Origin of the sequence: Microbispora sp. NBRC 16548 (assembly GCF_030268985.1) — a bacterium.
In the GTDB taxonomy this organism is placed as follows: domain Bacteria; phylum Actinomycetota; class Actinomycetes; order Streptosporangiales; family Streptosporangiaceae; genus Microbispora; species Microbispora catharanthi.
In genome coordinates, this window is record NZ_BSSF01000005.1 from 234,305 (window position 1) to 261,145 (window position 26,841).

General features: G+C 71.8%; 28 protein-coding genes. 18 read left to right on the plus strand and 10 right to left on the minus strand.

Going from position 1 to position 26,841, the window contains the following annotated elements:
- Window positions 1-187 precede the first annotated feature (187 nt).
- The gene (locus QSK36_RS15385) at window positions 188-1,432 is read left to right on the plus strand and encodes a DUF7402 domain-containing protein (RefSeq protein ID WP_285782873.1); all 1,245 of its coding nucleotides are present in this window, start codon (window positions 188-190) and stop codon (window positions 1,430-1,432) included.
- Here the strand turns inward: QSK36_RS15385 and QSK36_RS15390 are convergent.
- Window positions 1,426-1,569, minus strand: coding sequence for a hypothetical protein (locus QSK36_RS15390; RefSeq protein WP_285782874.1), 144 nt, complete (start codon window positions 1,567-1,569; stop codon window positions 1,426-1,428). The two genes, QSK36_RS15385 and QSK36_RS15390, sit on opposite strands and share 7 nt — an antisense overlap.
- 169 nt (window positions 1,570-1,738) lie before the next feature.
- On the opposite strand from QSK36_RS15390, the gene QSK36_RS15395 reads away from it, so the two are divergent.
- Complete coding sequence (locus QSK36_RS15395) at window positions 1,739-3,694, plus strand: Xaa-Pro dipeptidyl-peptidase (protein WP_285782875.1); 1,956 nt, start codon at window positions 1,739-1,741, stop codon at window positions 3,692-3,694.
- 65 nt (window positions 3,695-3,759) lie between these two features.
- Here the strand turns inward: QSK36_RS15395 and QSK36_RS15400 are convergent, their stop codons facing one another.
- Together QSK36_RS15400 and QSK36_RS15405 are read right to left on the minus strand one after the other, a co-directional pair.
- Window positions 3,760-4,836, minus strand: coding sequence for a hypothetical protein (locus QSK36_RS15400; protein WP_285782876.1), 1,077 nt, complete (start codon window positions 4,834-4,836; stop codon window positions 3,760-3,762).
- A gap of 44 nt (window positions 4,837-4,880) precedes the next feature.
- On the minus strand, window positions 4,881-6,476 hold the full coding sequence (locus QSK36_RS15405) for an FAD-dependent monooxygenase (protein ID WP_285782877.1): 1,596 nt from the start codon (window positions 6,474-6,476) through the stop codon (window positions 4,881-4,883).
- 89 nt (window positions 6,477-6,565) lie between these two features.
- Here QSK36_RS15405 and QSK36_RS15410 point away from each other — a divergent pair, with 89 nt between their 5' ends.
- The 10 genes from QSK36_RS15410 (at window position 6,566) to QSK36_RS15455 (ending at window position 13,946) form a co-directional block, all read left to right on the plus strand.
- A complete protein-coding gene (locus QSK36_RS15410; RefSeq protein WP_183539139.1) occupies window positions 6,566-7,036 on the plus strand; it encodes a MarR family winged helix-turn-helix transcriptional regulator in 471 nt (156 codons plus the stop codon).
- Window positions 7,037-7,288: 252 nt separating this feature from the next.
- Window positions 7,289-8,050, plus strand: a complete 762-nt coding sequence (locus QSK36_RS15415) for a DeoR/GlpR family DNA-binding transcription regulator (RefSeq protein WP_183539138.1) — start codon at window positions 7,289-7,291, stop codon at window positions 8,048-8,050.
- Window positions 8,047-9,012: a 1-phosphofructokinase gene (gene pfkB / locus QSK36_RS15420; RefSeq protein WP_285782878.1), complete on the plus strand. Its 966-nt coding sequence runs from the start codon at window positions 8,047-8,049 to the stop codon at window positions 9,010-9,012. The genes QSK36_RS15415 and pfkB overlap by 4 nt, the downstream gene beginning before the upstream one ends.
- A 114-nt stretch (window positions 9,013-9,126) precedes the next feature.
- A complete protein-coding gene (gene mtlA / locus QSK36_RS15425) occupies window positions 9,127-10,308 on the plus strand; it encodes a mannitol-specific PTS transporter subunit IIC (RefSeq protein WP_285782879.1) in 1,182 nt (393 codons plus the stop codon).
- 4 nt (window positions 10,309-10,312) lie between these two features.
- On the plus strand, window positions 10,313-10,621 hold the full coding sequence (locus tag QSK36_RS15430; RefSeq protein ID WP_076431715.1) for a PTS sugar transporter subunit IIBC family protein: 309 nt from the start codon (window positions 10,313-10,315) through the stop codon (window positions 10,619-10,621).
- The gene (locus tag QSK36_RS15435; RefSeq protein WP_285782880.1) at window positions 10,614-11,081 is read left to right on the plus strand and encodes a PTS mannitol transporter subunit IIA; all 468 of its coding nucleotides are present in this window, start codon (window positions 10,614-10,616) and stop codon (window positions 11,079-11,081) included. The genes QSK36_RS15430 and QSK36_RS15435 overlap by 8 nt, the downstream gene beginning before the upstream one ends.
- Window positions 11,078-12,118: a zinc-dependent dehydrogenase gene (locus QSK36_RS15440; RefSeq protein ID WP_285782881.1), complete on the plus strand. Its 1,041-nt coding sequence runs from the start codon at window positions 11,078-11,080 to the stop codon at window positions 12,116-12,118. Before QSK36_RS15435 ends, QSK36_RS15440 begins: the two co-directional genes overlap by 4 nt.
- 87 nt (window positions 12,119-12,205) lie before the next feature.
- Window positions 12,206-12,523, plus strand: coding sequence for an HPr family phosphocarrier protein (locus tag QSK36_RS15445; RefSeq protein WP_285782882.1), 318 nt, complete (start codon window positions 12,206-12,208; stop codon window positions 12,521-12,523).
- A 65-nt stretch (window positions 12,524-12,588) separates the two neighbouring features.
- Entirely contained in the window at window positions 12,589-13,533 is a 945-nt protein-coding gene (locus QSK36_RS15450; RefSeq protein WP_285782883.1) for a helix-turn-helix domain-containing protein, read from the plus strand.
- On the plus strand, window positions 13,530-13,946 hold the full coding sequence (locus QSK36_RS15455; protein ID WP_285782884.1) for a VOC family protein: 417 nt from the start codon (window positions 13,530-13,532) through the stop codon (window positions 13,944-13,946). Before QSK36_RS15450 ends, QSK36_RS15455 begins: the two co-directional genes overlap by 4 nt.
- Window positions 13,947-14,102: 156 nt before the next feature.
- Here QSK36_RS15455 and QSK36_RS15460 read toward each other — a convergent pair whose 3' ends face one another.
- The 4 genes from QSK36_RS15460 to QSK36_RS15475 form a co-directional block, all read right to left on the minus strand.
- Window positions 14,103-15,383 carry an MFS transporter gene (locus QSK36_RS15460; RefSeq protein ID WP_285782885.1) on the minus strand — a complete coding sequence of 427 codons (1,281 nt, stop codon included), beginning with the start codon at window positions 15,381-15,383 and terminating at the stop codon, window positions 14,103-14,105.
- Between the two features lie 532 nt (window positions 15,384-15,915).
- On the minus strand, window positions 15,916-16,629 hold the full coding sequence (locus QSK36_RS15465) for a hypothetical protein (protein WP_285782886.1): 714 nt from the start codon (window positions 16,627-16,629) through the stop codon (window positions 15,916-15,918).
- Entirely contained in the window at window positions 16,622-16,873 is a 252-nt protein-coding gene (locus tag QSK36_RS15470) for a hypothetical protein (protein WP_285782887.1), read from the minus strand. Before QSK36_RS15470 ends, QSK36_RS15465 begins: the two co-directional genes overlap by 8 nt.
- Before the next feature lie 241 nt (window positions 16,874-17,114).
- Entirely contained in the window at window positions 17,115-17,765 is a 651-nt protein-coding gene (locus tag QSK36_RS15475; RefSeq protein ID WP_183539119.1) for a TetR/AcrR family transcriptional regulator, read from the minus strand.
- Between the two features lie 197 nt (window positions 17,766-17,962).
- Here QSK36_RS15475 and QSK36_RS15480 point away from each other — a divergent pair, with 197 nt between their 5' ends.
- The 3 genes from QSK36_RS15480 (at window position 17,963) to QSK36_RS15490 (ending at window position 20,976) form a co-directional block, all read left to right on the plus strand.
- Window positions 17,963-18,931 (plus strand): dienelactone hydrolase family protein, encoded by a 969-nt coding sequence (locus QSK36_RS15480; protein ID WP_285782888.1) that lies wholly within the window; start codon window positions 17,963-17,965, stop codon window positions 18,929-18,931.
- A gap of 11 nt (window positions 18,932-18,942) precedes the next feature.
- Window positions 18,943-19,218: a hypothetical protein gene (locus QSK36_RS15485; RefSeq protein WP_285782889.1), complete on the plus strand. Its 276-nt coding sequence runs from the start codon at window positions 18,943-18,945 to the stop codon at window positions 19,216-19,218.
- Window positions 19,219-19,314: 96 nt separating this feature from the next.
- Window positions 19,315-20,976: a catalase gene (locus QSK36_RS15490; RefSeq protein ID WP_285782890.1), complete on the plus strand. Its 1,662-nt coding sequence runs from the start codon at window positions 19,315-19,317 to the stop codon at window positions 20,974-20,976.
- A gap of 56 nt (window positions 20,977-21,032) precedes the next feature.
- On the opposite strand, the gene QSK36_RS15495 is transcribed toward QSK36_RS15490, so the two are convergent.
- Window positions 21,033-21,599, minus strand: a complete 567-nt coding sequence (locus tag QSK36_RS15495; RefSeq protein WP_285782891.1) for a hypothetical protein — start codon at window positions 21,597-21,599, stop codon at window positions 21,033-21,035.
- A 203-nt stretch (window positions 21,600-21,802) separates the two neighbouring features.
- Between QSK36_RS15495 and QSK36_RS15500 the strand changes: the two genes are divergently transcribed.
- The 3 genes from QSK36_RS15500 (at window position 21,803) to galK (ending at window position 24,842) form a co-directional block, all read left to right on the plus strand.
- Window positions 21,803-22,903 (plus strand): sensor histidine kinase, encoded by a 1,101-nt coding sequence (locus QSK36_RS15500; protein WP_285782892.1) that lies wholly within the window; start codon window positions 21,803-21,805, stop codon window positions 22,901-22,903.
- Entirely contained in the window at window positions 22,900-23,568 is a 669-nt protein-coding gene (locus tag QSK36_RS15505) for a response regulator (protein ID WP_183539110.1), read from the plus strand. The genes QSK36_RS15500 and QSK36_RS15505 overlap by 4 nt, the downstream gene beginning before the upstream one ends.
- Before the next feature lie 152 nt (window positions 23,569-23,720).
- On the plus strand, window positions 23,721-24,842 hold the full coding sequence (gene galK, locus QSK36_RS15510; protein WP_183539108.1) for a galactokinase: 1,122 nt from the start codon (window positions 23,721-23,723) through the stop codon (window positions 24,840-24,842).
- Between the two features lie 3 nt (window positions 24,843-24,845).
- On the opposite strand, the gene QSK36_RS15515 is transcribed toward galK, so the two are convergent.
- Both QSK36_RS15515 and QSK36_RS15520 read right to left on the minus strand, forming a co-directional pair.
- Window positions 24,846-25,616, minus strand: coding sequence for an enoyl-CoA hydratase-related protein (locus tag QSK36_RS15515; RefSeq protein ID WP_285782893.1), 771 nt, complete (start codon window positions 25,614-25,616; stop codon window positions 24,846-24,848).
- Between the two features lie 28 nt (window positions 25,617-25,644).
- Window positions 25,645-26,799: a nitric oxide synthase oxygenase gene (locus QSK36_RS15520; RefSeq protein WP_285782894.1), complete on the minus strand. Its 1,155-nt coding sequence runs from the start codon at window positions 26,797-26,799 to the stop codon at window positions 25,645-25,647.
- Window positions 26,800-26,841: the final 42 nt, after the last annotated feature.

A 26,841-nucleotide genomic window follows, 5' to 3' on the forward strand; every position in this document is an offset into this window, starting at 1 on the left:
GAATTCACCGGGTCGTTCTGGAGCCGCGCTGACCCTGTCGGCTCGTGGTCCCGTCCGTCACATCGTTCCGGTTGGGGGCTTGACACCCCTTTTGTGGCGGAAAAAACTCGGAGCACTCCGCTCCACAGCACTCCCCCCGACGGCGGCACGGTGAGCGCTCGCTCACCGTGCCGCGAAGGAGACAGGCATGAGGCGATTGTTCGCCGTTCTCGCGCTGGTCGCAGGCTTTCTGCTGGCGCCCACGCGTGCCGACGCCGCCGTGGCGAACGTGGCCCCGTCGGCCACCGCCTCCGCCTCCTACACCTCTCCCTGGGAGAGCGTCGCCGCCGTCAACGACGGCATCGACCCGGCTCGCTCCGATGACAGGCGAAACCGCCGCTGGGGCACCTGGCCCGAGGCCGGCGAGCAGTGGGCCCAGCTGACCTGGCCGTCCGCCCAGACGATCTCCTCGGTGCAGGTCTACTTCTTCGACGACGGAGGCGGCGTACGACTGCCGGCCTCGTGGAAGCTCCAGAGCTGGGACGGCGGAGCGTACGTGGACGTCGCCGCCTCCTACCCCACCGCGGCCGACACCTACAACACCGTCACGTTCCCCGCCGTCACCACGACCCGGCTGCGCGTCGTCCTGCGCAGCGGCCAGGCGTCGGTCGGGCTGCTGGAGATCAGGGCGCTCGCCGACGCCGCCAAGCAGAGCGGCTGGAGCCCGCCCGCCGGCATGGTCGCGCCGCTCGACGAGGTCTGGCGGCACGTCGAGTCCACCAACACCGACCTGTACGCCTACCGCAACTACGCCTGGGACCAGATCATGGCCAACGGCGGAAGCGTCAACTACTGCGTCCGCTGGGACTCCAGCGCGCCGGTCTCGGCGGAGCTGCGCGACAAGATCCACGCCGCGCTGGCCAGGTCGTTCAAGAAGTGGATGGACGTGATGGCGGGCCACAACGGCTGGCCGTACGCGGACGTGCCGGTGAAGGTGGTCGGCTGGGCCGTACGCGACCGTGCCACGCTGCAGTGGAGCGACGACTCCGTGGACGTGTACGCCGGCGACATGCGCGAGAACGCGCCGCAGTGCGCCGAGCCGTGCGGACGCCTGTTCGACCAGTCGGGCGCCTACCCGGACTGCCCGGGCGGCGCCTCCCACCACTACGACATGTCGCTGTGGCTCACCGAGGGCATGAACGGCGGCATGGGAGGCGCCTGGGGACAGCGCGTCGGCAGCGAGTATCTGGTGGACAACCTCGGCACCGACGACATCCACATCCTCCTCCACGAGATCGGGCACAGCTTCGGCCTGGACGACTTCTACGACTGGACCCCGGCCGGGCAGTGCTGCTTCCTCATGAAGGCGGGCTCCGCCACGTCGATCACCGAGTTCGACGCGTGGATGCTGCGCGACGTATGGCGGCATCTGAAGAGCCGCTACGGCTACTGACGCCCTTCCGGCGTACGGACAACCGGCAGCAGGTAGCGGCGACGGCGGGCCGCGCGGGCCCGGCGGGCGGTCTCGTCGAGGGAGCCCGCGCCTGCCGGGGTCACCGTCACGGGTACGTCGTGTACGGCGATCATCATCCGGCCCTGCGGTGTCGCGTTGAGGCAGATTTCGACATCTGTCGAAAACAGTAGCGATCAAGACAGAACGGTCGTCCGAAGACATTCGGCACTTGCGTCCCTAGCATCGCCCTCTGCGGGCCGAATCCCCCGGCCCGAATCCCCCCGATGGTTCTTGGAAGGTTTGCCGATGTCCTCATCGCGCCGATTGACGCCTGGTCCCCTCCCGCCGGCCGCGTCACGCCGTACGGGAGCCGCACGCAGGGGCGCGGCGGCGCTGGGCCTCGCCGTCGCCACGACCGTCACGGGGCTCGCCGCGAACTCGGCCCCCGCGGGCGCGGCCGTCCCCGTCGGGCCGGTGTTCCAGGACGGCATGGCCCAGCCGGTGTTCTCGTCCAACAGGAACGACTGGATCCGCGAGGAGGTGTGGGTCGAGACCCCGGTCGACAGCGACGGCGACGGCCGGAGCGACCGGGTGCACGCCGAGGTCACCCGGCTCAAGGAGACCGAGACGGCCGGCCTGAAGTCGCCCGTCGTGTACGAGGTCAGCCCCTACTACGCCGGCGGCAACCCCATCACCAACCACGACGTCGACCACGAGCTCAACCAGGCGCTCCGCCCGGGCAAGGGCTGGCTGGACCGCGGCGGCAAGGTGCTCGACCCGGCGGCCGACGAGCGGCTGGCCGCGGCGACCGCGGACGATGCCGGGGCCGGCGGCGCGGACGCGTCCCTCGCGGCGAGCGGCCCGCAGCCGGCGATCAGCACCAGCCACGAGTCCAACTGGCTGCCCCGCGGCTTCGCGGTGGTCCACGCCGAGTCGCTGGGCAGCGGCAAGTCCGACGGCTGCCCGACCACCGGCGGGCGCAACGAGACCATCGGCGCCAGATCCGTCGTCGACTGGCTGAACGGCCGCGCGAAGGCGTACGACGCCTCCGGACGCGAGGTCACGGCGACGTGGACGACCGGCAAGGTCGGCATGATCGGCACCTCGTACAACGGCACCCTGCCCAACGCGGTCGCGAGCACCGGCGTCGAGGGGCTGGAGGCCATCGTGCCGATCTCGGCGATCTCCAGCTGGTACGACTACTACCGGGCGAACGGCGCCGTCGTGGCCCCCGGCGGCTACCAGGGCGAGGACACCGACGTGCTCGCGGAGTACGTCTACACGCGCGCGGACAAGCAGGTCTGCCGGAGCGTCATCGAGGAGCTCGCGAAGGCGCAGGACCGCGTCACCGGCGACTACAACGCCTTCTGGGACGAACGCAACTACATGAACGACGTGGACAAGGTCCACGCCGCGGTGCTGGTCGCGCACGGCCTCAACGACTGGAACGTCAAGACCAAGCACGCCGCGCAGTGGTACGAGGCGCTCAAGGCGCGCGGGGTGCCGCACAAGATCTACCTCCACCAGGGCGGGCATGGCGGCTCCCCCAGCGTCGACGTGCTCAACCGCTGGTTCACCCGCTACCTGTGGGATTACCAGAACGGCGTGGAGAACGACCCTCGGGCCCTGGTGCAGCGCGAGGACCGGACCCTGGTGCAGTACGCCGAGTGGCCCGACCCGGCCGCCGCGGACACCGAGCTCAACCTGGCTCCCGGCGCCGGCGGCGCGGCCGGCGTCCTCACGTCCGACAGGACCCGGGCGGGCGAGCCGGTGACCGAGACGATCGTCGACGACGCCACCAAGCGGGCGCAGACCCTCGCCGACGCCGCCACCTCGCCCAACCGCCTGGCGTACAAGTCGGAGGCGCTGACCGCGGCGGCCAGGCTCAGCGGCACCCCGCGGGTGTCGCTGCGGATGTCCTTCGACCAGCCCGCCGCGAACGTCACGGCGCTGCTCGTCGACTACGACCAGAACGGCAAGGCGAAGATCATCACCCGGGGCTGGATCGACCCGCAGAACCGTAAGTCGATCTCACGGACCGAGCCGGTCAAGCCGGGCACGCCCTACCGCCTCGACTTCGACCTTCAGCCGCACGACTACGTCTTCCCGGCGGGGCACCGGATCGGGGTCGTGCTGCTGTCGAGCGACTACGAGTACACCATCCGGCCCGCCCCCGGCGCGCGGCTGCACCTCGACACGACGAAGAGCACGGTGACGCTGCCGATCGTGGGCGGCGCCGGCGCGCTCACCCCCGAGAGCTGACCGTCCTCCTCGCGACACGCCGTCCCCCTCGGCCTGATCGGCCGGCGGGGACGGCGTGCGTGTGACTACAGCAGAGCCTCGCGGTGCCGCCAGGCGAGGTCCAGCACGGCCGCGCCCGCCGCCTGCATCGGCTCGTCGCGGACGTACCGCCGCACCGTCTCCGCGTCGAACGGGACGCGGCCGACGACCCGGCCCTCGCTGTTGGACGCGGCGACCTCGCCGAAGACGGCGTCGAACGTCTCCGCCTCCAGCACGGTCGCCGTGAGGAAGTCGGTCGCGAAGGTCAGCGGATCGACCCCCGCACCCAGCACGAGGGAGCGCGCCCGCCCGTCCTCGCGGGCGTCCGTCAGCAGCCGGTAGAGCGGCCAGCTCTCGTAGTCGAAGCCGTCGCCGTACTCCTCCCCCCGTCCGAGGAACTCCTCGGCGTACTCGCGGACCACGCACTTCCACAGGTCGAGGTCGGCCTGCTCCGCGCCCGCGGACTCGTGCGCGGGCTGGAACACCCCGACCGGCATGACCTGGAAGAGCCCGCCGGCGTGCGCCACCCGGGCCGGGTCGCGCCAGTGCAGGACGAACGACGTCTCCCCCGTACGGCGGTCGTGGCGCAGCGTGAGCATCGAGATCGCGCAGAGCGCGGGCCGCCGGCGCAGGTCGGTGGGGTCGCCCACGAGGGCGCGGAACGGCGGCGGCTGTCCGCCGCCATACCCCGCGGACTCGTGCGCGGCGAACTCGTGCGCGGCCGCCTCTCCCACGCTCACGCCGTCGAAGTAGCGCGCGCGGGTGAAGGCCAGTTCCGGCCAGGCGACCTCCAGCAGCCGGTAGCAGGTGCGGTCCTCGAAGAGCCGGGGGCGGGCGAGCGTCCCCAGCGCGTCCGGGTAGGCGCCTGCGCCCTCCGGGAGCAGGGCCGCCGCCTCCGGCTCGCGGCCCGTGACGGCGGGGGCGGGAGCGTCCTCCACCCATCGGAGCCGCACCTCGCGCAGGTCGAGCGGCGTGGCCGGAATCCAGCCGTCCCGGGTGAGCAGACGGGTCGATCCGGCCCTGGGCGGCCCGGGATAGAGCCGATCCGCCGCCACGGTCAGCTCGTGCCGATGCCCGTCCAGGCGTCGCCGCACCTCGGCCCACTCCGGTCCCGACGGTCGCATCCGCGCCTCCCCGCTCGATCTCACGAGTCCAGCACCCTAGCCGCTCACGCGAGGACCGTACGCAGCGCGCCTTCCAGGTCCGCGAGGCCGGCCTCGCCGGGCGACCGCCAGGCGATGATGCCGTCCGGCCGCACGAGGACGGCTCCGGTCGAGGTGATCCCGTACGCGGCGGGGAACCGGCCGTCAGGGTCGCCGAGCTCCGGCGCGCCGCCCACGACGTACGTCTCGATGGGAACGCGGAGACTCCGCGCGGCCTCGGCCGCCGCCTTCTCCCAGATCCCGCCCTCGGCGCCGGCGAGCACCGTGAACCCGGTGCCGAACAGGTCGCGGGCCGAGATCGGCACGCCCTCGCGGCTGAGCCGCACATGGGGCGCCCGGGTTCCCGGACGTCCCGAGGGCGAGGCCGGATCCTCGAAGAGCGGGCGCTCCTCGCCCGGTTCGCGGACGAACGCGCCGGACGGCGAGACGTAGCCGAACAACGCGACCGCGGGATCCATGATCTCCGCGACCGTGTCGTCGCGCAGGTGCGGCGCCCGGCGCTGGACCATGTTCGCGTACTGCTGCTCGGCGAGGGCGTCGGCGTACGGGCGGCGCTCGGCGTCGTAGGAGGCGACCAGGCCGGGACCCGCCACACCGGCCAGCGCGTACGCGAGCCTCCAGGCGAGGTGATACCCGTCCATGACGGCGGTGTTGCCACCCTGCCCGCCGGTCGGCGGCATGAGGTGGGCGGCGTCGCCGGCGAGGAGGACCCGCCCGGAGTGGAAGGTGTCGGCGACACGGGTGACGTGCTCACCGGAGGACGACCACGCCGCGTCCACGATCGTCACGTCCAGGTCCGGCACGCCGCAGGCGGTGCGGATGATCTGGGTGAGCGCGTCCCGATCGGGTTCCTCATCCGGGCCGAACACACAGCTCACGACGTACCGGCCCGGGTGGTCGGTGGTGACCACGGTGACCGATCCGCCGGGCAGGGCGGGGTTGCGGAGGTAGAACAGGCCGAAGGCGGCCCCCCGGAGCGTGACGTCGAGATCGGCCTCGAACTGCAGGAACATCGTCCGGGCGGGCCGGGCCGAGGTCCGTCCGTGCGCCGAGATGCCGGCGGCGTCCCTGATCGTGCCCTTGTGGCCGTCCGCGCCGACCAGGTAGCGGGAGGTCAGCGTCCGCCGACGCCCGGTGGCGGTGTCGAGGAGCGTGGCGACGACCCTGTCGTCCTCCTGCCTGAAGGACTCCAGGACGGTGGAGAACCTGATCTCGGCTCCCAGTTGGACGGCCCTGTCGGCGAGGATGCGCTCGGCGCGTTCCTGACTGGTCGCGGCCATCGGAGCAGCGGATAAGCCGGATAAGTCCGGCGCGGTCTGCACGAAGTCGTGCAGGACCCTGCCGGTGACGCTCTCCGCGATCACGATGATGCTCTCGGTCCCCCCGGGCGGCGCGGCCTCCAGGAACCGTCCGGCCACGCCGGCCGTGGCGAGCGCCTCCATCGTCGGAGGCATCTGCCCCCGTGCCTTGGGCTGGGTCGACAGGCCCGCGTGGCGTTCCACGACGAGCGCGGGCACCTCGTGCAGACCGAGGAACATCGCGGTGGACAGTCCGGCCAGACCGGCTCCGGCCACGAGGACGGGTGCGGACTCGGTGGTCATGATCAGCCTCCTGAAGGTAAAATTCGTCCGACGCTTGGGAAATCTCGATCGATCGAGATATCTACACTTATGAACGATGTGGAGTATTCGTGTCAACCCATCGATCCGAGGCACTGCGAGCTCTGATGGAGGCGATGCGCGAGAACGCCGGCCGCGGCGTCGTGCTGCACCAGGCGATCGCGGACCGATTCGGGCTCGGTCCGACCGATCTGAAGTGCCTCGATCTGGCCCGCCACGAGCCGGAGCTCACGGCGGGACGGCTGGCCGAGCTCACCGGCCTGAGCACGTCGGCCGTCACGTCGGTCGTCGACCGGCTCGAACGCGGCGGCTTCGTCGAGCGGCATCGGGACGACCTCGACCGCCGCAAGGTGCTGATCCGTTCGACCGGACGGCACGAGGCGGCGTTGGAGGAGGTCTTCGCCACGGTGGAGTCGGAGTTCCTGGCGGTCGTCTCCGACTACGACGACGACCAATTGGAGAAGTTCGTCGATTTTGTCCGCCGTCTCAACGCGCGGGCGCACCAGGTGACGGCGGCGCTCATCGCGCGCCCCCGCGCGTGACCGCGCCGCCGTACGACACGCAGGGCGTCGCACCCGAGCACGCGGGAGCGGACACCGGTGTGCCCCGGTCCGGTACGCCACCACGTCCCTGACGGACCCGAAGCCGCCCTGCCGGATGGCCCGGCACGAACCCGCCGGCCCCGCAGACACACCGCCGGGTGCCGTTTTGTTACGTCCACCGCCCTTGACCGTCCAACAGAGCCGGGTATAAACACATACGAAACAACATCGAAACGGCGGTGAACCAACACGATGTACGCCGAGGAGCGGCAGCAGGAGATCCTGCGGGCGGCCCGCGACGCCGGCCGGGTCGACGTGGTGACGCTGGCCGAGCGGTTCGGCGTCACGACGGAGACGATCCGCCGCGACCTGACCGCACTGGAGCGCGCGGGCGTCCTGCGGCGCGTGCACGGCGGCGCGATCCCGGTCGAGCGCCTGGGGTTCGAGCCCGCCCTGGCCGCCAGGGACGAGGTGATGACGGCCGAGAAGGAGCGCATCGCCAAGGCCGCCCTGGCCGAGCTCCCCGAGGACGGCTCCGTGGTCATCGACGCGGGCTCCACGACGAGCCGGCTCGTGCAGGCACTGCCTCCGGACCGCGAGCTCACCGTCGTCGTGAACTCGCCTCCGCTGGCCACGGTGCTGGCGGCCCGCCCCAACCTGACCGTGCTCATGCTGGGCGGCCGGGTGCGCGGCCGGACGCTGGCGACCGTGGAGGACTGGGCCATCCAGCAGTTGTCGCAGCTCAACGTCGACGTGGCCTTCATGGCCACCAACGGCTGCTCGCTGGCCAAGGGCCTGACCACCCCCGACCCGGCCGAGGCGGCGATCAAGCGGGCGATGATCGCCTGCGCCGATCGCGCCGTCCTGCTGGCCGACCACACGAAGTTCTCCGGCACCTACCTCTCGCGCTTCGCGACGCTCGGCGAGATCGACGTCGTCATCACCGACACCGGGCTCGACCCCGACCAGGCCGCCGCGCTCGCCGCCGCCGGACCCGAGGTGGTCCGCGCATGATCCTCACCCTGACCCTGAACCCCAGCCTCGACCGCACGATCGAGGTCGGCGCGCTCACCCGCGGGGCCGTCATCCGGGCGGCCGCCACCCACCTCGACCCCGGCGGCAAGGGCGTCAACGTGTCGCGGGCCCTGCTGGCCAACGATGTCCGGTCGTGCGCGGTCATCCCGTACGGCGGCAGCGAGGGGCGTCGGCTCCTCGACTTGCTGTCGGCGGAGGGCATCGACATGATCCCGGTGCCGGTGGAGGGCCCCACCAGGTCCAACGTCGCGATCGCCGAGCCGGACGGCACCGTCACCAAGGTGAACGAGCCGGGCACCGCACTGACCCCCGCCGAGCTGGACACGCTGGCGGGCGCCGTGCTCGACGCCGCACGGTCGGCCGACTGGGTGGTCGCCTCGGGCAGCCTCCCGCCCGGCGTGCCGGTGGACGTCTACGCCGGGCTGTGCCGCCGGTTCGCCGACGCCGGCATCAACCTGGCGGTCGACACGAGCGGCCCCGCCCTCGTGTCCGCCGTGAACGCCGGCCCCGCGCTGGTCAAGCCGAACCGCGACGAGCTCGCCGAGGCCACCGGCACATCGATCGCCCGTGTCGGCGACGTGCTCGACGCGGTCGGCAAGCTGCGCGCCATGGGCGCGCGGTCGGTCCTGACCAGCCTCGGGGCGGACGGCGCGCTGCTGGTCGAGCACGACGAACAGGTCTGGTACGGCGAATGCGCGGTCGAGGAGCCGCGCAGCAGCGTGGGCGCGGGCGACGCCCTGCTGGCGGGCTTCCTCGCCGCGGGGGCCCGCGGCGCGACGGCCCTCGCCGAGGGCCTCGCTTGGGCTAGCGCGGCCGTGGGACTGCCCGGCAGCCGGATGCCCCGCCCGGCCGACATCGATCGCACACACGTCCGGATCGGTCCCCCCGACCCGTCCCGGCCGCTCACGCCACCCCCTCGCTCGGCGCTCGAGGGCGCCTGAGCGCGACGCACCGTCCCTACCGATTCACTCGCTTCGCTCGCTCATACCCGGGGGATGAGCGCCACCCCCCACCAACCGGCCAGCCAGGCCGGTCGCCCCGGAAGGAGCACGTCAATGGCCACGCCCTATACCCCCACCGTCCACGGCACCGGTGTGCGGGCCACGATCCAGCGCTTCGGCGGCCATCTCGCCGGGATGATCATGCCCAACATCGGCGCCTTCATCGCCTGGGGCCTCATCACGGCCCTGTTCATCCCGACCGGGTGGCTGCCGAACAAGACACTCGCCGAGCTCGTCGGCCCGATAATCAGCACCCTCCTCCCGGTGCTCATCGGTTACACCGGCGGCCGGATGGTCCACGCCCAGCGCGGCGCGGTCGTCGGTGCCGTCGCCACGATGGGCGTCGTCGTCGGGGCGGACGTCCCGATGTTCCTCGGCGCGATGATCATCGGCCCGCTGGCCGCGCTGATCCTCAAGTACGTCGACAGGTTCACCGCCGAGCGGACCAAGGCCGGCTTCGAGATGCTGGTCGACAACTTCACCGCCGGCATCGTCGGCGCGGTCATGGCGATCGCCGGCGTCCTCGCCATCGGCCCGGTCGTGGAGAAGGTCACCGAGGTGGCGGGCAGCGGTGTCGAGTGGCTCATCACCCACTCTCTCCTGCCGATCGCCTCGGTCATCATCGAGCCGGCCAAGGTGCTGTTCCTCAACAACGCGATCAACCACGGAGTGCTCGGGCCGCTGGGCGTCGCCGAGTCGGTCAAGCATGGCAAGTCGATCCTGTTCATGCTGGAGTCCAACCCCGGCCCCGGCCTCGGCCTGCTGATCGCCTACCTGCTGTTCGGCCCGAGGTCACTGCGTCCCAGCACCCCCGCCGCCATGATCATTCACTTCTTCGGCGGTATTCACGAGATCTACTTCCCGTACGTGCTGATGAAGCCGCGCCTGATCCTCGCGGCGATCGCCGGCGGCGCCTCGGGCGTGCTCACCTTCCTGGTCACCGGGGCGGGCCTGGTCGCGACGCCGTCGCCGGGCAGCATCTTCGCCTACATGGCGGTGACCCCGAAGGGCGGCTGGTTCGGCGTGATCGCCGGGATCGTGGTCGCGACGGCCGTCTCCTTCGCCGTCGCCGCCGCGCTGCTGGGCTTCGGCCGCGCCAACGGCGACAAGGCGGACGACCCGGCGCAGGACGCCATCCCGGTCGACACCGGCGACACCACCCTCACGAGCGACGAGAACCGCGACACAACCGGCGAGACGGCGGCCGAGAGCGTGCCCGCCACCAAGGAGGCGTAGAACCGTGTCCAGCATCGAGGGCAAGGACGTCCGCAAGCTCATCGTGGCCTGCGACGCGGGCATGGGCAGCAGCGTCATGCTGGCGAGCACCCTGCGCAAGCAGCTCAAGGGCACCCCGGTCAGCGTGGAGCACACCCCGGTCAACTCGATCCCCGGGGACGCCGACGTGATCGTGTGCCACACCGGGCTGGCCGACCGGGCCAGGGCGAGCGCCCCCGGCGTCGTGCTCGTGCCGTTCCAGGTCTTCATCGGCGACCCGGCCGTGGCGCGGGTCGTCACCGCCATCAAGAACGGGGGCACGATCGATGGCTGACCGGGCCGGCACGGCCCCGCTCCCCCTCGATCCCCGCGCCGTACGGACGGCCGCGACCGCCGCGGACATCGAGGACGCCATCCGGCAGTGCGGAGCGGTCCTCCAGGAGGTCGGCGCGGTGGACGGGAGCTACACCGAGGCCATGCTCGAACGCGAGCGGTCGATCTCCACGTACGTCGGCGAGGGCGTCGCCATCCCCCACGGCACGCTGACCTCGAAGGAGGCGGTCCGCCACGACGCCATCTGCGTGCTGCGCTTCCCCGAGGGCGTCGACTGGCACGGCGAGCGGGTGACGGTGTGCGTCGGCATCGCGGCCCGCGGGGACGGCCACCTGCGGCTGCTGTCGCAGCTCGCCCAGATCCTGCTCGACCCGGACCGCGCCGCGTCGCTGCGCGCGGCCACCGAGGTCGACGAGGTCATCCACCTGCTGCAACCGGACGGAGAGGAAGACTCCGAGTGAAAGTCGCCCGTTTCCACGCTCCTGGGGACATCCGCCTGGAGGAGGTACCCGAGCCCGTCGCCCGCCCCGGCGAGGTCAAGATCCGCGTGCGCAACTGCTCGACGTGCGGCACGGACGTGAAGATCTACCGGTTCGGGCACCACCACATCAGGCCGCCCCGCGTGATGGGCCACGAGATCGCCGGGGAGATCGTGAAGCTCGGCGAGGGCGTCACCGGCTGGAGCCCCGGCGACCGGGTGCAGGTGATCGCCGCGATCCCGTGCGGCCAGTGCGAGGAGTGCCGCCGGGGCCACCTCACGGTCTGCCCCAACCAGGAGTCGATGGGCTACCACTACGACGGCGGCTTCGCGCAGTACATGGTCGTACCGGCCAAGGTGCTCGCCGTGGACGGGCTCAACCGCATCCCCGACGGGGTGGGGTTCGCCGAGGCGTCCCTCGCCGAGCCGCTCGCCTGCGTGCTCAACGGGCAGGAACTGGCCCGCGTCGGCGAGGGCGACGACGTCGTCGTGGTCGGCTCGGGCCCGATCGGCTGCCTGCACGTGCGGCTGGCCCGCTCGCGCGGCGCGGCCCGGGTGTTCCTCGCCGACCTGAACGCCGAACGCCTCACGATGGCAGCCGACCTCGTACGGCCGGACGCGGCGATCTGCTCGGGCGAGACCGACCTCGTGGACGAGGTGCTCAAGCTCACCGGAGGCCGGGGCGCCGACGTGGTGATCACGGCGGCGGCTTCCGGCGCGGCCCAGCAGCAGGCGTTGCAGATGGCCGCGCGGCAGGGCCGGATCAGCTTCTTCGGGGGGTTGCCGAAGGACGACCCGATCATCGCCTGTGACTCCAACCTGGTGCACTACCGGGAGCTGACCATCGTCGGCGCCAACGGGTCGAGCCCGGCGCACAACGCCCGCGCCCTGCGGCTCATCGCCGACGGAGCGGTGCCGGTCGCCGACCTGATCACTCATCGCCTCGGCCTGGACGAGGTCATGGACGCCATCGACGTCGTCGCCCGCGGCGCCGCCATCAAGGTCACCATCGAGCCCTGAAGCCAGCCCTGAAGCCGAGCCCTGAAGCCGAGCCCTGAAATCGAGCCCTGAAATCGAGCCCTGAAATCGAGCCCTGAAAGGTACGCGATGCCGGAAAGGACAGTGGCGGTCGTCTCGCGCTCCGGCCTGCACGCCCGCCCCGCCAAGATCTTCGTCGAGGCGGCGGCGCGGCAGGCGGTGCCCGTGCGCATCCGCGTGGGCGACGGGAAGGCCGTCCCCGCCAACAGCATGCTGGGCGTGCTCACCCTCGGGGCCGGGCACGGCACCGAGGTCACCCTGGAGGCCGACGGCCCGGGGGCGGAGGAGGCCCTCGCCTCCCTCGCGGACCTCCTGTCCCGCGACCTCGACGCAGAAGGGGCCGAAGGGGCCCCGGATGCCGGAGCCGGAGCCGCCGGAGCCGCCTGACCGGTCCCGATGGCCGCCGCGCTCCCCTTCGTGGAGACTGGGAGAGCGGGAAGGAGGACCAGCCGATGGCGGCGCGGACACGACGGACGACGGACGCGGACGAACGCGAGGAGCGCGACGAGGCACGCTTCCTGCACCGGCGGCCCGCTCCAGCGCTGCGTCCACTGGTCGCGTGGTACACCGGCTATCGCGAGGCCGGAGTCCCGCCCGCCACGCACCGCGGACTGCCGTCGCCCTACCTGACAGTGATCGTCACGCTCGACGACCCGCTCGTCGTCGCGGCGCACCCCGATCCGCGCACCCCGCCCGGGTCGTACGACACGCTGGTCGGCGGGCTGCACACCGGCCCCGCGCTGATCACGCACGACGGGCGGCAGTCGGGCGTGCAGCTCGCGCTGACGCCGCTCGGCGCGCGGGCCCTGCTCGGGTTGCCCGCCGGCGAGCTGTCGGGGCTCGACCTGGACGGCGCCGAGGTGCTCGGCCGACGGGCGGGCGAGCTGCGCGAGCGCCTGCTGGAGGCGCCCGGCTGGGACGAGCGCTTCGCGGTCCTCGACGCGATCCTGTCCCGGCACGCCCGCCCCACGCGGGCGCATCCGGCCGAGGTGGCGCGGGCGTGGCGGCGGATGCTGGCCGCCGGCGGGCAGGTCACCGTGTCCGGTCTCGCCCGCGAGGCGGGCTGGAGCACCAGGCACCTGAACGGCCGGTTCCGGGAGGAGATCGGCCTGTCCCCCAAGGAGGCGGCGCGGGTCGTGCGGTTCGACCGGGTCCGCCGCCTGCTCCAAGTCCACTACCAGCCCGGGGGCGCGGTGGCGTCCGGACGGCGGCTCACGCTGGCCGACGCGGCGGCCGAGTGCGGGTTCTACGACCAGGCGCACCTCGCCCGCGAGTTCGGCGCCCTCGCCGGGTGCTCCCCCAGCCGCTGGCTGGCCGAGGAGGGCGGCCATGGCAGCGAGCTGTTCCGAAACGTCCAAGCCGCGCCGGGGGACGGCTCGCCAGACTCGGTGGCATGAACGACACCACACCAGCACCTCAGGTATGGCCCACGCTTCGGGCCAGGAACGCACGCGCCCTGATCGCCTTCCTCGTCGAGGCGTTCGGCTTCGAGGAGACCGCCGTGTACGGCGAGGGCGACCGCGTCGACCACGCCCAGCTCTCCTGGCCGCACGGCGGCGGGATCATGCTGGGCAGCGTCCGGGACACGCCGGACGACAAGTGGAGCCTCACCCCCGGCTCGTTCGGCGCGTACGCCGTGACCGACGACCCGGACGCGTTGTTCGCGCGGGCGACCGCCGCGGGGGCGCGGGTCGTCCAGGAGCTACACGACACCGACTACGGCTCCCGCGAGTTCGTCGTCCGCGACCCGGAGGACAACCTCTGGTCGTTCGGCACCTACCGCGGCGAGCCGCGGAACGCGGCCCTTTAGACGCTCATTCGGTGAGCCGGCGGTAGCGAATAGGGGCGGCGGCGATGGCGCCGACGTTCGCAGCGGCGGTGGAGACGGCGGCAGCCCGGACGCTGCACCGCGTTCGCTGCGGGAGTTTCTCGGTTGGACGCGCGGAGCGGCGGCGGGGTCTCGCGTCTACGTCTCCGCGTCCGCGGCCGGCGCCGTCGTCCGCGTCGCGCGCACCGATCGCAGGACGAGGAACATACAGGCCGTCCCGACCGCACCGGCTCCGCAGATCACCGCGTACGGAGGAATGAACGCGGCGACGGCGCCGCCGGCGGTCACGCCGAGCCCCTGGAGGGTCATGAGCCCGGCGCCCAGCAGGGACATGGCGCTGCCCCGCACCGTCGCAGGCACCGCGTGTACGAACCACTGGTCCATGCCGAGCGTGTAGGCGGCGCACAGCCCTGTGAGCAACAGGAGCGCGACCGCGAGCGGCAACGGCGGATGGACGGCGAACGCGGCCATCGGCAGCATCGACCCTACTGCCAGCGGCAGTGCGATCCGCTCGCGGGCGGCCGCCCCGAGCAGGGTGCCGGCCAGCACCTCGCCAGCCACGGTCCCCGCGGGCATCGCGGCCATGATGAGCCCGAACCCCGCCGAGCCCGCACCCGCGGCGTCCGCGAAAGGCGCGGCGGTTCCTTCGGCGACGATGAAGAACATCGGCGGGATCCACCACATCAGCAGCAGCGCGCGGATTCGGGGGGCGCCGAGCAACGACCGGGTGGAGGCGAGCGAAGCGCGCATCATCGCCTCGCCCCCCGATGCCCGGGCCGGGCGGCCGCGGGTGCCGAGACGCAGGAGCAGCGCGGAACCGAGAAAGGTCGCGACGGTCACGAGAAGCGCGGTGCGGGGCGACAGCCATACCAGGGCCAATCCGCCGAGTCCGTAGCCGATGATCTGGGACCCCTGCGAGACCATCCGCACCAGCGAGCGACCCAGGACGTACAAGTCATCCGGCAGGATGTCGGCCAGGCTCGCCGCCCGGGTGCCGGTGAACAACGGCGACATCATCGAAACGGCGAAGCGGAGGACGAACAACACCGCGAGCGGAGTCACCGGAACGGCCATCAACGTCACGCAGCCGGCCGAGAGCAGGTCGCAGGCCACCAGCACCCGGCGGGCGGGGTATCGGTCGGCGACGCCGGAGAGCAGGATCCCGCTGAGAGCGTAGGGCAGGAAGCCGAGGGCGATGACGAGCGCCGTCAGCGGCGCCGAGCCGGTCTGCCGGAATACCAGCACGGCCAGCGAGGCGTCGGCGAAGACGCTTCCCAGCATGGAAAGGACATGGGCCGTGAAAATCGCCCGGAATTCTTTGACCACGAACACGGCGCCGTATCCGGCTTTGACGCGTGCTCGGCTTCGTGAGGCCGCTGACGCGTCCTGCGATTCGGCCGTGGAGGAGGGCTCTGCCATGCGGAGATTCGCTTTTCCCTGTCATGACGGTCACGGCAGGCACCCGCGGGCGCCGAAGCCGGATCCGAGGGCGGCACGACTGCCACGGCATTCCGCCCCTCGGACCCGGCACGACGATCTCGTGACCGAATCGGACTGAGATCAACTTCTTGGGTTATGCCTGCTGGGGAAACCAGCCCTTGGGGAACGACGTCATGGCAATTCACCTCCCTATAGGCAGGAAGTCTCATGTGGCGGGGATGGTCTCGGGGGAATGCGTCAACCGCGATCGCGGGCGTGACACGACCCCCGATTAACCTGAACAACTATGTTCGAGTTTCACTCTAGCACTTAAGTCGTACATCAGTGTTCGTGTTGATACGTGACGAGGGTCACAGCGCGCGGCCGGCCATGTGTCGTATCAAGGATCCGCTCTCTGCGGCAAGGTGCCGATGAGCCGGCGTCAGGTCGTCCGCGAACGGCTCGTCGCGGTGGTCGTCGGTCGGTCGAGTCGCGCTTCCGTCCAGGCGGGGAGACCGGCGCGACCAGGGCGTCAGGTGGAGAGTTGCCTGGCCCGCCCGAAGGTGCGGCCGAGCAGCACGTAGCCCAACGCGTACGGGGCGGCGCCGATGATCTCGATGACGGATGTGATCACCGAGTGCGGTCCGAAGCCGAACAGGGACGCGGTTCCGCCGATCGCGTAGACGACGCCGCCGAATCCCAGGAGCAGGCCGGTCCACCGTTGTCCGTACCGGTTGAGCAGCAGGGCGAGCAGCACGTATCCCAGAGGGAAGACGATGTTCGCGGCCAGCACGATGATGCCGCCCTCGATGTCGATGTCCTTGGAGGTGTGCACGAGGTCGGGCGCATACCTGGCCGTCACCGGGTTGTGGCCGCCGTCGAAGACGATCAGACCGAACCAGAGCATGGTCCCGGCCAGCGCGGTGTACAGCGTGGTGAGTCCGCGCGGACCGAACCTGTTCATGACCAGGGCCAGGACACCGGCCAGGCAGATCGCCTGGACCAGCAGGCTGATGGCCTCCATGGAATGAGTGAAGGCATACCACTGGGCGCCCGCCGCGATGTCGTGCCCGTCGCGGGCCGGGTGCAGGATGACGGTGAGCAGGAAGAACGGGCCCCCGATCATCGCGGTGAGCCTCACCATCACCCGTACATACCGGGTGTCGTCCTCGGCGCCGTGGTGGCGGAGAGGCCGGGGCGGTGTCGTCGTGCCGGCGTCATGGTGCGCCGAGCGGTGGCTACTCATCGTCGTTCTCCTGGATCTCGTTGCATTGTGGGTGCGCGTCTGGTGCGCGGCTCGGCGGGGCGTGTGGCGCCGCACCGGCGGGTGCGGCCCCCGCGGGCACGGCGAACGCGCTCAGCGCGGCGGCGGCCGGCGCGACGACGGCGCCGACCGCGAAGGCCGGGGTGACGCCGGTCGTGCCGTCGGCGGCGACGGTGGACAGGACGGCGACCCCGAGTGCGCCGCCGAGCCGGTGGAAGGTGTTCACGATTCGGGAGTTAACCTGAACAACCATGTTCGAGTTTCAGGCTAGCACCTAATTCGTACATAGATGTTCGGATTCGGATGGCGCAGTCTCCAGGTCGCCGTCACCGGGAAGAGGCGCGCGCGGTCGCGGCACGGTGGTGAGGAGGTCTGGCGCCGTGAGATGTCACCCGGCGGAGACCATGCCGAGCCGCGCGGCCGCGGTGTGGGCGTGCGCGGCCAGGGCGGACCGGTGGCGTCGGCGGTTACGGGGCGGGCGTGGGCACGGCCGTGCCGGGCGGGGTGAGGGCGGCGAGCAGCGTCGCCGAGATGACCCGCGCGGCATCGTCGGCGTCCAGCCTGCCGGCGGCGGTGTCCTCCGCCGCGGCGTGCATCAGGCTGAACACGGTCGTGACGAGCCACCTCGCGGGTAGGTCGTCGCGGAAGGCGCCGGCGCGTCGCCCGCGATCGATGATCGTCTGGACCCTTTGCAGGGTCCGGTCGTGGACGGCCACGATCCGCTCCGGGGGCAGTTCGCGCTGGGCGGCCTGAAGCACGGAGTGAAACTGGTGGACGATCTGCCATGAGGCGCCGACGAGCCGGGTCAGCGCCTGGCAGGGGTCACCGGTGGTGTCGGTCGCGTCGAGCGCGGCGTCGGACTGCTCCATCGTGCGCGTCAGGACGGCGTCGACGAGATCTGCCCGGGTTTTGAAGTGCCCGTAGAGCGTGACCCGGCCGACCCCCGCCGCCTTGGCGATGTCGGCGACGCTGGCGTCGGCGTCGCGGGCCAGGCAAAGCTGGGCCGCGTCCAGAATGGACCTGATGTTGCGCCGGGCGTCGGCTCGCCGCTCGGCCTGCGCCGCGGGGCGCTGCGCGGACCGCGACCTGTCACCGGCGCCGCGCGGTGTGGCTGCCATTTCCGCTCCTGTGCTCCCTGAGCCGACGTTCCCGAGCAACTCGAACAGCTTAGTTCACGTTGCCAGGACGCGAGCGAGCCGTCACAGGGTCAAGCGTGCCGAACACGCACTGAGGGGTGAGGTAGGGGATTCCCCACCATGGTTTCTGCGGTGCGCGGGATGGGCCGTGATCACCGCCGGAACCTAGCTTGACGGCCATGACGAATTCCCTCCCCAAGCGACTCCTCGCCGCCGCGGCCTGCGCCGCCCTGGTGGTCACCGTGCTCTCCGTTCCCGCCACCGCCTCCGCCGCGATCACCCGGCCCGCCGCCACCGCAGTCACCGCCGTCACCGCCGAGGCCCCGCGGGGCGCGATCGTGTCGGCGACCCGCCTCGACCGGCTGTCGCCCGCCCAGGTCGCCGCCACCCTGCGCACCGCCGGATTCCCCGCGCCGGAGCACCCGCTCGGCGTCGACGTCTACCGGGTCGTCTACCGGACCATCGGCGCCGACGGGAGGCCCACGACCGCCAGCGGCGTGGTGACCCTGCCCCGCTCACGGGACGGGCGCCTGCCGTTCGCGGTCTACGAGCACGGGACGCTCCCCACCAAGCGCTACGCGCCCTCCGTCTCGGCGGACGGCGACGGCCGGCTGGTGCCCGTCATGTTCGCCGCCGCCGGCTTCGCGGGGCTGGCGCCCGACTACCTCGGTCTCGGCCTCGGGCCGGGCCGGCACCCGTACATGGACACGGCGTCGGAGGTGACGGCCTCGGCCGACCTGCTGCGCGCCGCCCGCGATCTCGCCGCCCGGCACGGCCGGACCCTCGACGGCCGGGTGATGGTCACCGGCTTCTCCCAGGGCGGGCAGGCCGCGATGGCGCTGGGCCGCGCGCTCCAGCAGGGCGCCGTGCCCGGTCTCCGCCTCGCCGCGCTCGCCCCGATCAGCGGGCCGTACGCCGTGGAGCGGGCCGAGCTGCCCGCCGTCCTGTCCGGGGACATCGAGCCGCACACCGCGACGTTCTACCTCGCGTACTGGATCACCTCGATGAACCGCCTCCACCACCTGTACGACACACCCGGCCAGGCGTTCCGCGCGCCGTACGACACGACGGTGGGGGGCTCTTCGACGGGCTGCACACCGAGGAGCAGATCGCCGCCGCGCTCCCGGCGAGCCCGGCCGAGCTGCTGACCGACGCGTTCATGGACCTGGTCAGGCAGCCCACCGGCGCTTTCCTCGAAGCGCTGCGGGCCGGCGACACGACCTGCACCGGCTGGCGGCCCCGGGTCCCGGTCACGCTGTACGCCTCCCGGGGCGACCGCGACGTGGCGATCGCCAACTCCCGGCTGTGCCGCGACGACCTGGCGGCGGGCGGGGCCGAGGTGCGCCTGGTGGACGTCGGGGCCGTGGACCACGTGCACGGCGCCCTGCGGTCCCTCCCCCGCGTGCTCCGGACGTTCCAGGATCTCCTCTCCTGAGGGCGCCGGGACGAATACCCCGGCAAAAAGCGGAAAGGGGGGTCTTGAAGAGGACAAACAACTCAAATGAGATCAAATAGCGAGAGGAGCCGTCCCATGACGGACGTGTCGAGCAAGGGACCGGAGCCTGGGGACGAGCGTCCGGTGCTGACCAACCGTCAAGGGCACCCGGTCTACGACAACCAGAACCAGCGGACGGTCGGCGCGCGCGGCCCGGCCACTCTCGAGAACTACCAGTTCCTGGAGAAGATCAGTCACTTCGACCGGGAGCGCATCCCGGAACGGGTGGTGCACGCGCGCGGCACGACGTCGTACGGCTTCTTCGAGGCGTACGGCAGGTGGGGCGACGAGCCGATCGCCCGGTTCACGAGGGCGAAGCTGTTCCAGGAGACCGGGAAGCGCACCGACCTGGCGGTGCGGTTCTCGACCGTGATCGGCGGGCGGGACTCGTCCGAGTGCGCCCGCGACCCGCGCGGCTTCGCCGTGAAGTTCTACACGGAGGACGGCAACTGGGACCTCGTCGGGAACGACCTCGCGGTGTTCTTCATCCGCGACGCCATCAAGTTCCCCGACGTGATCCACGCGCTCAAGCCGGACCCGGTCACGTTCCGGCAGGAGCCGAACCGGATCTTCGACTTCATGTCGCAGAGCCCGGAGAGCATGCACATGCTGGTCAACCTGTTCAGCCCGCGCGGCATCCCGGCGGACTACCGGCACATGCAGGGCTTCGGGGTCAACACCTACAAGTGGGTGAACGACCGGGGCGAGACCGTGCTCGTGAAGTACCACTGGATGCCCAAGCAGGGGGTCAGGAGCATGACGGCCGAGGACGCCGCCCGCATCCAGGCCCACGAACTGGGCCACGCCACGAAGGACCTGCACGACGCCATCGAGCGCGGCGACTGTCCGGAGTGGGAGCTGCTCGTCCAGATGATGAGCGACGACGAGCACCCCGAGCTGGACTTCGACCCGCTCGACGACACCAAGGTCTGGCCGGAGGAGATCTTCCCGGCCAAGCCGGTCGGGCGGATGGTCCTGAACCGGACGTTGGACAACGTCTTCGCCGAGAACGAGCAGATCTCCTTCGGCACCGGCGTCCTCGTCGACGGGCTGGACTTCTCCGACGACAAGATGCTGGTGGGCCGCACGTTCTCCTACAGCGACACCCAGCGCTACCGCGTCGGGCCGAACTACCTGCAGCTGCCGGTCAACCAGGCCAAGAACGCCGACGTGCGGACCAACCAGCGCGACGGCTTCATGACCTACCACCAGGATCAGGGAGGCGAGAACCCGCACGTCAACTACGAGCCGTCCATCACCGGCGGGCCGCGCGAGGGACAGTTCCCGATGCACGACGAGCAGGGCCCGGAGATCGTCGGCAGGCTCACCCGCAAGCGCATCCCGCGGACCAACGACTACAAGCAGGCGGGCCAGCGCTACCTGCTCATGGAGCAGTGGGAGCGCGACGACCTGGTGGAGAACCTGACCACCATGCTGTCGCAGTGCGACCGGCCGATCCAGGAGCGCATGGTCTGGCACTTCCTGCTGGTCGAGGACGACCTCGGGCTGCGCGTCGGCGAGGGGCTCGGCATCACGCCGGACGACGTCATGCACCTCGAGCCGCTGGCGAGCCAGGACCTGACCGACGAGGACAGGGAGCGCCTGGCCAACCTCGGCAAGAACGGCCCGCGCGACGTCTCGGGGCTGAAGATGACGCACTGCGTCCCCGACGAGCGGGCGACCGTACCCGCGATGTGAGATCCGCGTTCCAGGCCCGGCCGGGACTCCCCGGCCGGGCTGCGGTTCCCACGCGGTCAGCGGGACCGTCCGCCCACCAGGGATACGGCGATCGCCAGGACGAACCAGCGGACGGGCAGCGGGCCGAGGCACAGGACCGCGCCGACGACCATGAGCCAGGCCGGCCGGACCCGCGCCCGGACGAACACGACCGCGACGGCGATCCAACCCAGCGCGAGCAGCGCGAACGACAGGAGATAGCCGGCCGTCGTGGTGTCGAGTCCCGTGTCGGCGATCTGCGGCGCCTTCGCGGCCAGGCCCGGCACGAGGAAGACCGCGTCCCACTGCCCGCCGGCCGTCATGATCGTCCCGATGAGGGCCAGGAGCCAGGCCGGTCTGCCGAGCCCGGTAGCGAACCGGTCGGTGCGGCCGAGAAAGTCGACGAGAGCGACCGCGAGCGCGATCAGGCTGAGCAGTCCCACGACCGCGGCCGCGATCCCCAGCGGGGACCGGGCGATCTCGGCGTTGTCCCCGCCCTGGGCGATCGCGGCGACGGTCAGGGCCAGGGAGATGACGGCGGACGGCCCGGCGGCGAGCGCGGCTCCGCGCGCCGCGCGGGTGGCGGGGACGGTGAGAGTGGTCATGGAAGGACCTTCCCGGGAGAAGCGGATCGTCGCCAGGACGCTAGGCGGCGCGAGATCCGCCGCTCTTCGGCCGTGTGAGCGATTCCGGGTGTCCGGAGGGAGTCTCCTCGGCGCCGCGTGGCCGAGTCGCCTCGTCCGTGAGGAGGAGAAGGTCGTCCGTGCGGTAGCTGTTCGGCGCCGGTCGCCCCGGCTATCGTCCTGCCATGTCCGGCTGGCGTGGCTCTGTCTACCCTCTGCTCGCGGCCGCCCTCGGGGTGGTCGGCCTGGCGCAACTGCTCGCCGAGCCGCCGGCGGGCCGGCTCGCCCCCGCCGTGCTGGCGTCGGCGCTCGCCATCGGGGCACTCGCACTGATTCCGGGGCGGCTCGTGCTCGCGGCGGCGGGGGTGATCGCCGGGGTCGGCGTGCTCGCCGCTCTCCTCACCACGCCTCCCTTCGCGACGTTCCTCGCCTGCATGGTGCTCTGCGCGGCCCTGGCAAGATACGGATCGGCACGAGAGGCTTTCGCATGCTACGGGGCGCTGGCCGTGACGATCGGCGCGATGGCGTTCCAGCAGATTCACAGCGGAGCGGACAGCGCGCTCGGGCTCGTCTATCCGGTCGTCTACTTCGGCGGGGCCGCACTCGTCGGATGGCTGGCCCGTCAGCGGGCGGCGAACCTGCGCCTGACCCGGGAACGCGCGGACGCCCTCGAACGCGAACAGGCCACGGCCAAGGCGCTCGCGGCCGCCGAGGAGCGGGCTCGCCTGGCTCGCGACCTGCACGACGTGATCTCCCACGGGATCAGTCTCATGGTCGTCCAGGCCGAGGCGGCGGCCGAGATCCTGCCGCGAGATCCGGAACGGGCCGCACAAGCCGTGGAGGCCGTCGCCGACACCGGCCGTGCCGCCACCGCCGACCTGCACACCATGCTGTCGATGCTCGGCCCTGGACCGGCGCGGCTGACGGTGTCCGATCTCGTCGACGGCGTCCGGCGGCTCGGCGTGGACGTCCGGGTCACGGAGACGGGCGAGGCGAGGCCCCTGCCGCCCGCCGTGGCGGACACGGCCAGGCGTATCATCCAGGAGGCGCTCACCAACGCCGTACGGCACGGTGCGCCCGGTGAGATCGCCCTGCGGACGGAGTACGCGGAGGACGAACTGGTCATCGAGGTGGTCGACGACGGCACCGCCCGGCTCCCCCCGGTCCCGGGGTCGGGCCGGGGGCTGCGCGGCATGGTCGAACGGGCGGATCTGGTCGGGGGCTCGGTGACCGCCGGGCCCGCCCCGGAGGGCGGCTTCCGGGTCCGGGCGAGGCTCCGCACATGATCCGCGTTCTGCTCGCCGACGACCAGGAACTGGTACGGCTCGGCCTTCGGATGATCCTGGAGGCTCAGGAGGACGTCGAGGTGGTCGCGGAGGCGGGCGACGGGGAGCAGGCGGTCCGCGAGGCCCTGCTGCACCGGCCCGACGTGGTCCTCCTCGATATCCGGATGCCGGGCATGGACGGCATCGCTGCCGCCCGGCGCATCCTGGCGGACTCCCGGCTCGCCATCCGCGTGATCATGTTGACCACGTTCGACCGGGACGAGTACCTCTACGCCGCGCTGAACGCCGGGGCCTGTGGGTTTCTGCTGAAGTCGACGCCGAGGGCGCATCTGCTGCACGCTGTGCGGACCGCCGTCCACGGCGAGGCGCTGCTCGACCCCGTCCTGACACGCAGGATCGTCGAGGAGCACGCGGCGCGCCGCCCGGCGGAGGTGTCCGATCGATTGGACGTCCTGACCGGGCGAGAGCTCGACGTGCTGCGGCAGCTCGCTTACGGTAGGTCGAACGCCGAGATAGCGGCGGCGCTCAACCTGGCCGAGACCACCGTGAAGACGCACGTCGCGGCGGTGCTGCGGAAACTGGACCTGCGCGGCAGGGTGCAGGCGGTGATCCTCGGCTACGAGACCGGCCTGGTGCGGCCGGGGGACAATCCGGCCCCCCGCTGACCGATCGGAGGCCGGCGGCCATCCGAGTTCTCCTCATTCCGTCGGAGACGAGACGGGTGCGGACCGGCGAGGCGCGGTTTCTCCCGCTTAACCGCGCGGGCACCTGAGTCGCTACCCTACGGGGAGGCTGCGATGTTGAGGAGTGTGCGACTATGCGCGTTATTGATGCTTTCCGTCAGGCGTACGGCGGCGAGCCCGCCGGAGTCTGGCACGCGCCCGGCAGGGTCAACCTGATCGGGGAGCACACCGACTACAACGACGGCTTCGTGCTGCCGTTCGCGGTGCCATGGGGCGTCACCGCGGCCGTCAGCCCCCGCGAGGACCGCACCGTCCGGATCTCCTCGCTGCAGGCCCCCGGCGAGGAGCAGGTGCTGGAGGACGTCGAGCGGGCCGAGGGCTGGGCCCGCTACCCCGCCGGAGTCGTCTCGATCCTGCGCGGCGCCGGGCTGCCGGTGCGCGGCGCCGACATCGTGATCGACGGCGACGTGCCCAAGGGCGCGGGGCTGTCCTCCAGCGCGGCGCTGGAGGTGTCCGTCGGACTCGCCCTGAGCGACCTGTACGGCCTCGGCCTGGAGCCGATGGAGCTGGCCAGGCTGTGCCAGAAGGCCGAGAACGAGTTCGTCGGCATGCCGTGCGGGATCATGGACCAGGCGGCCTCGGCGCTGAGCAAGGAGGGGCACGCGCTGTTCCTCGACTGCCGCTCGCTGGCCGGCCGCGCCGTTCCGTTCGACCTGTCGGCGTACGGCCTGCAGATCCTCATCATCAACACCGGCGTGCACCACGAACTGGCCGACGGGCAGTACGCCAAGCGGCGCCAGGACTGCGAGAACGCCGCCAAGCACCTCGGCGTCCCGTCGCTGCGGGACGTCACCGACCTCGCCGCTGCCCTGTCGAGGCTCAGCGGCGACGAGCGGGCCCGCACCCAGCACGTCGTCACCGAGAACCACCGGGTGGAGGCCGTCATCGGGCTGCTGCGGGCGGGAGCCGTACAGGAGATCGGCGCCCTGCTGAACGCCTCACACCTGTCTCTCCGCGACCAGTACCAGGTCTCCTGCCCGGAACTGGACGTGGCGGTCGAGGGCGCGGTGCGGGGCGGCGCGCGCGGGGCGCGGATGACCGGCGGCGGCTTCGGCGGCTCGGCCATCGCGCTCGTCGCCGACGACCGGGTGGACCGGGTCCGCGCCACCGTGGAGCAGGCCTACGCCGAGCGCGGCTGGGCCGCGCCGACGTTCCTGCCCGCCACCCCGGTGGCCGGCGCCCACCGCCTCCGCTGAGTCCTATCCCAGGGGCGGGAACTCCGGCGGCCGGCGTTCGAGGAAGCTCGCCACTCCCTCGGCGAAGTCCGGCCGCCGGAACGACTCCGTCATCAGCCGTACGGCCTCGTCCCTGGCCTCGTCGAGCCCCGCCTGCCAGCCGCCCCAGATCTGCCGCTTGATGATCGACATCGAGGCGGGCGAGCACTGGGTGGCCAGCTCCTTCGCGTACGCGACGGCCTCGCTGAGCAGCCGCTCCCCCGGCACGGCCCGTACGGCGAGGCCCATGGCGCATGCCTCGGCTCCGGTGAAGACGCGCCCGGACAGCAGCAGGTCCATGGCGCGGGCCTGCCCGGCGAGCCGGGGCAGGATCCAGCCGAGGCCGTACTCCGCGATGAGCCCGCGCCGGGAGAACGCGGTCGTCCACTTGGCGTCGTCGGCGGTGACGACCACGTCGCACACGAGCGCGTGGACCATCCCCAGACCGGCGCAGGCGCCGTTGACCGCGGCGACGACCGGCGTCCGCAGGGTGGTGGGGAAGGTGGTCGGCCTTTTGTCCTGCTCATCGGCGTACGTGCCCGCCTGCAGGGCCGTCAGGTCCGCGAAGTCGGCCCCGGCGCAGAAGCCCTTTCCCGCGCCGGTCACCACGATCGCCCGTACGGACGGGTCGCGGTCGGCCTCCTCCAGCAGGTCGAAGTAGCGCCGTCCCATCTCGGCGGTCCAGGCGTTCAGCCGTTCCGGCCGGTTCAACGTCAGGATCCGCACACCGCCGTCGTCCTCGGACAGCACCACCATGTTCACCCTCCCTAACCCGAACTATGTTCTACACCACGGGAGGGCGGTGGACGTAGGCCGGCGTGAGCCGTACGTCGTCGTAGTAGCGGTGGAAGACCGGCGTCGCGGCGCCGGACAGGGGAGGCACGATCCAGGACCAGTCCGCGGGGCAGACGCGTCCGCTGCGCTCCTCCCGCTCCAGATGGGTCAGGAACCGCCGCGCCTCGGTGTGGTGGTCGGTGATCGTGACGCCGTCCTCCGCGAAGGAGTGCAGCACGGCGACGTTGAGCTCCACCAGCGCCTGGTCACGCCAGAGCGTCCGCTCGTGGGAGGTGTCGAGGCCGAGCCGCTCGGCGACCACGGGAAGCTGGTCGTAGCGGTCCCGGTCGGCGAGGTTGCGCGCGCCGATCTCGGTTCCCATGTACCAGCCGTTGAACGGCGCGCACGGATAGGCGATCCCGCCGATCTCCAGTGACATGTTCGAGATCGCCGGCACGGCGTGCCACTTGAGCCCCAGGTCGGCGAACCACGGGAAGGCCGGGTGCCGCAGGGGCACCTCCAGGACCACCTCGTGCGGCACCTCCCGCAGGACCAGGGCGCCCTTGGCCTCCACGACCAGCGGCAGGACGTCGAACCTCGTGCCCTCCCCCCGCCAGCCCATCCGCAGGGCCCGCTTGGTGATCTCCGCGTTCGCCGGGTCCCCGAGGACGGAGCCGTCCTCGCGGGTGTACCCGGCGTACCGGATGAGCTGGTCGTTGAGGATTCGCGGCGCCCGCTCCCCCGGCCGGTCGGGGGCGAGCACCGTGATGGTGGGGCGGATCCTGCCCCTCCCTGTGGCCGCCCTGAGGTGCTCGACGCACTCCTCGGCCACGCCGTCGGCGGTGTCCACGTGCCGCCGGTCACGGACCTGCAGCGACCGCCAGTAGAGGCGCCCGATGCACCGGTTGCTGTTGCGCCACGCCACCCGCGCGCCGAAGGTCAGCTCGCCCGTGGTGTGCGTGTACGTCCCTGTCTGGTCGATCTCCGCGAGGACCTCCCGGAGCCGGGGCTCCACCGGGCCCGCCATCGGGTTCTCCGCGTGGTGGAGCCGGATGAAGTTCTCCGCCTCCCGCCAGTCGATCTCCTCCCCGCGCTCCCGTACGGGCGCGGGGGTCTTTTTCGATTTCCGCCAACTCAGCACGACCGCCACACACTTCGCGCTCACGGGCGCCCCGCACCGGTTCCGGGCCGGCGGCGACACCCTTCC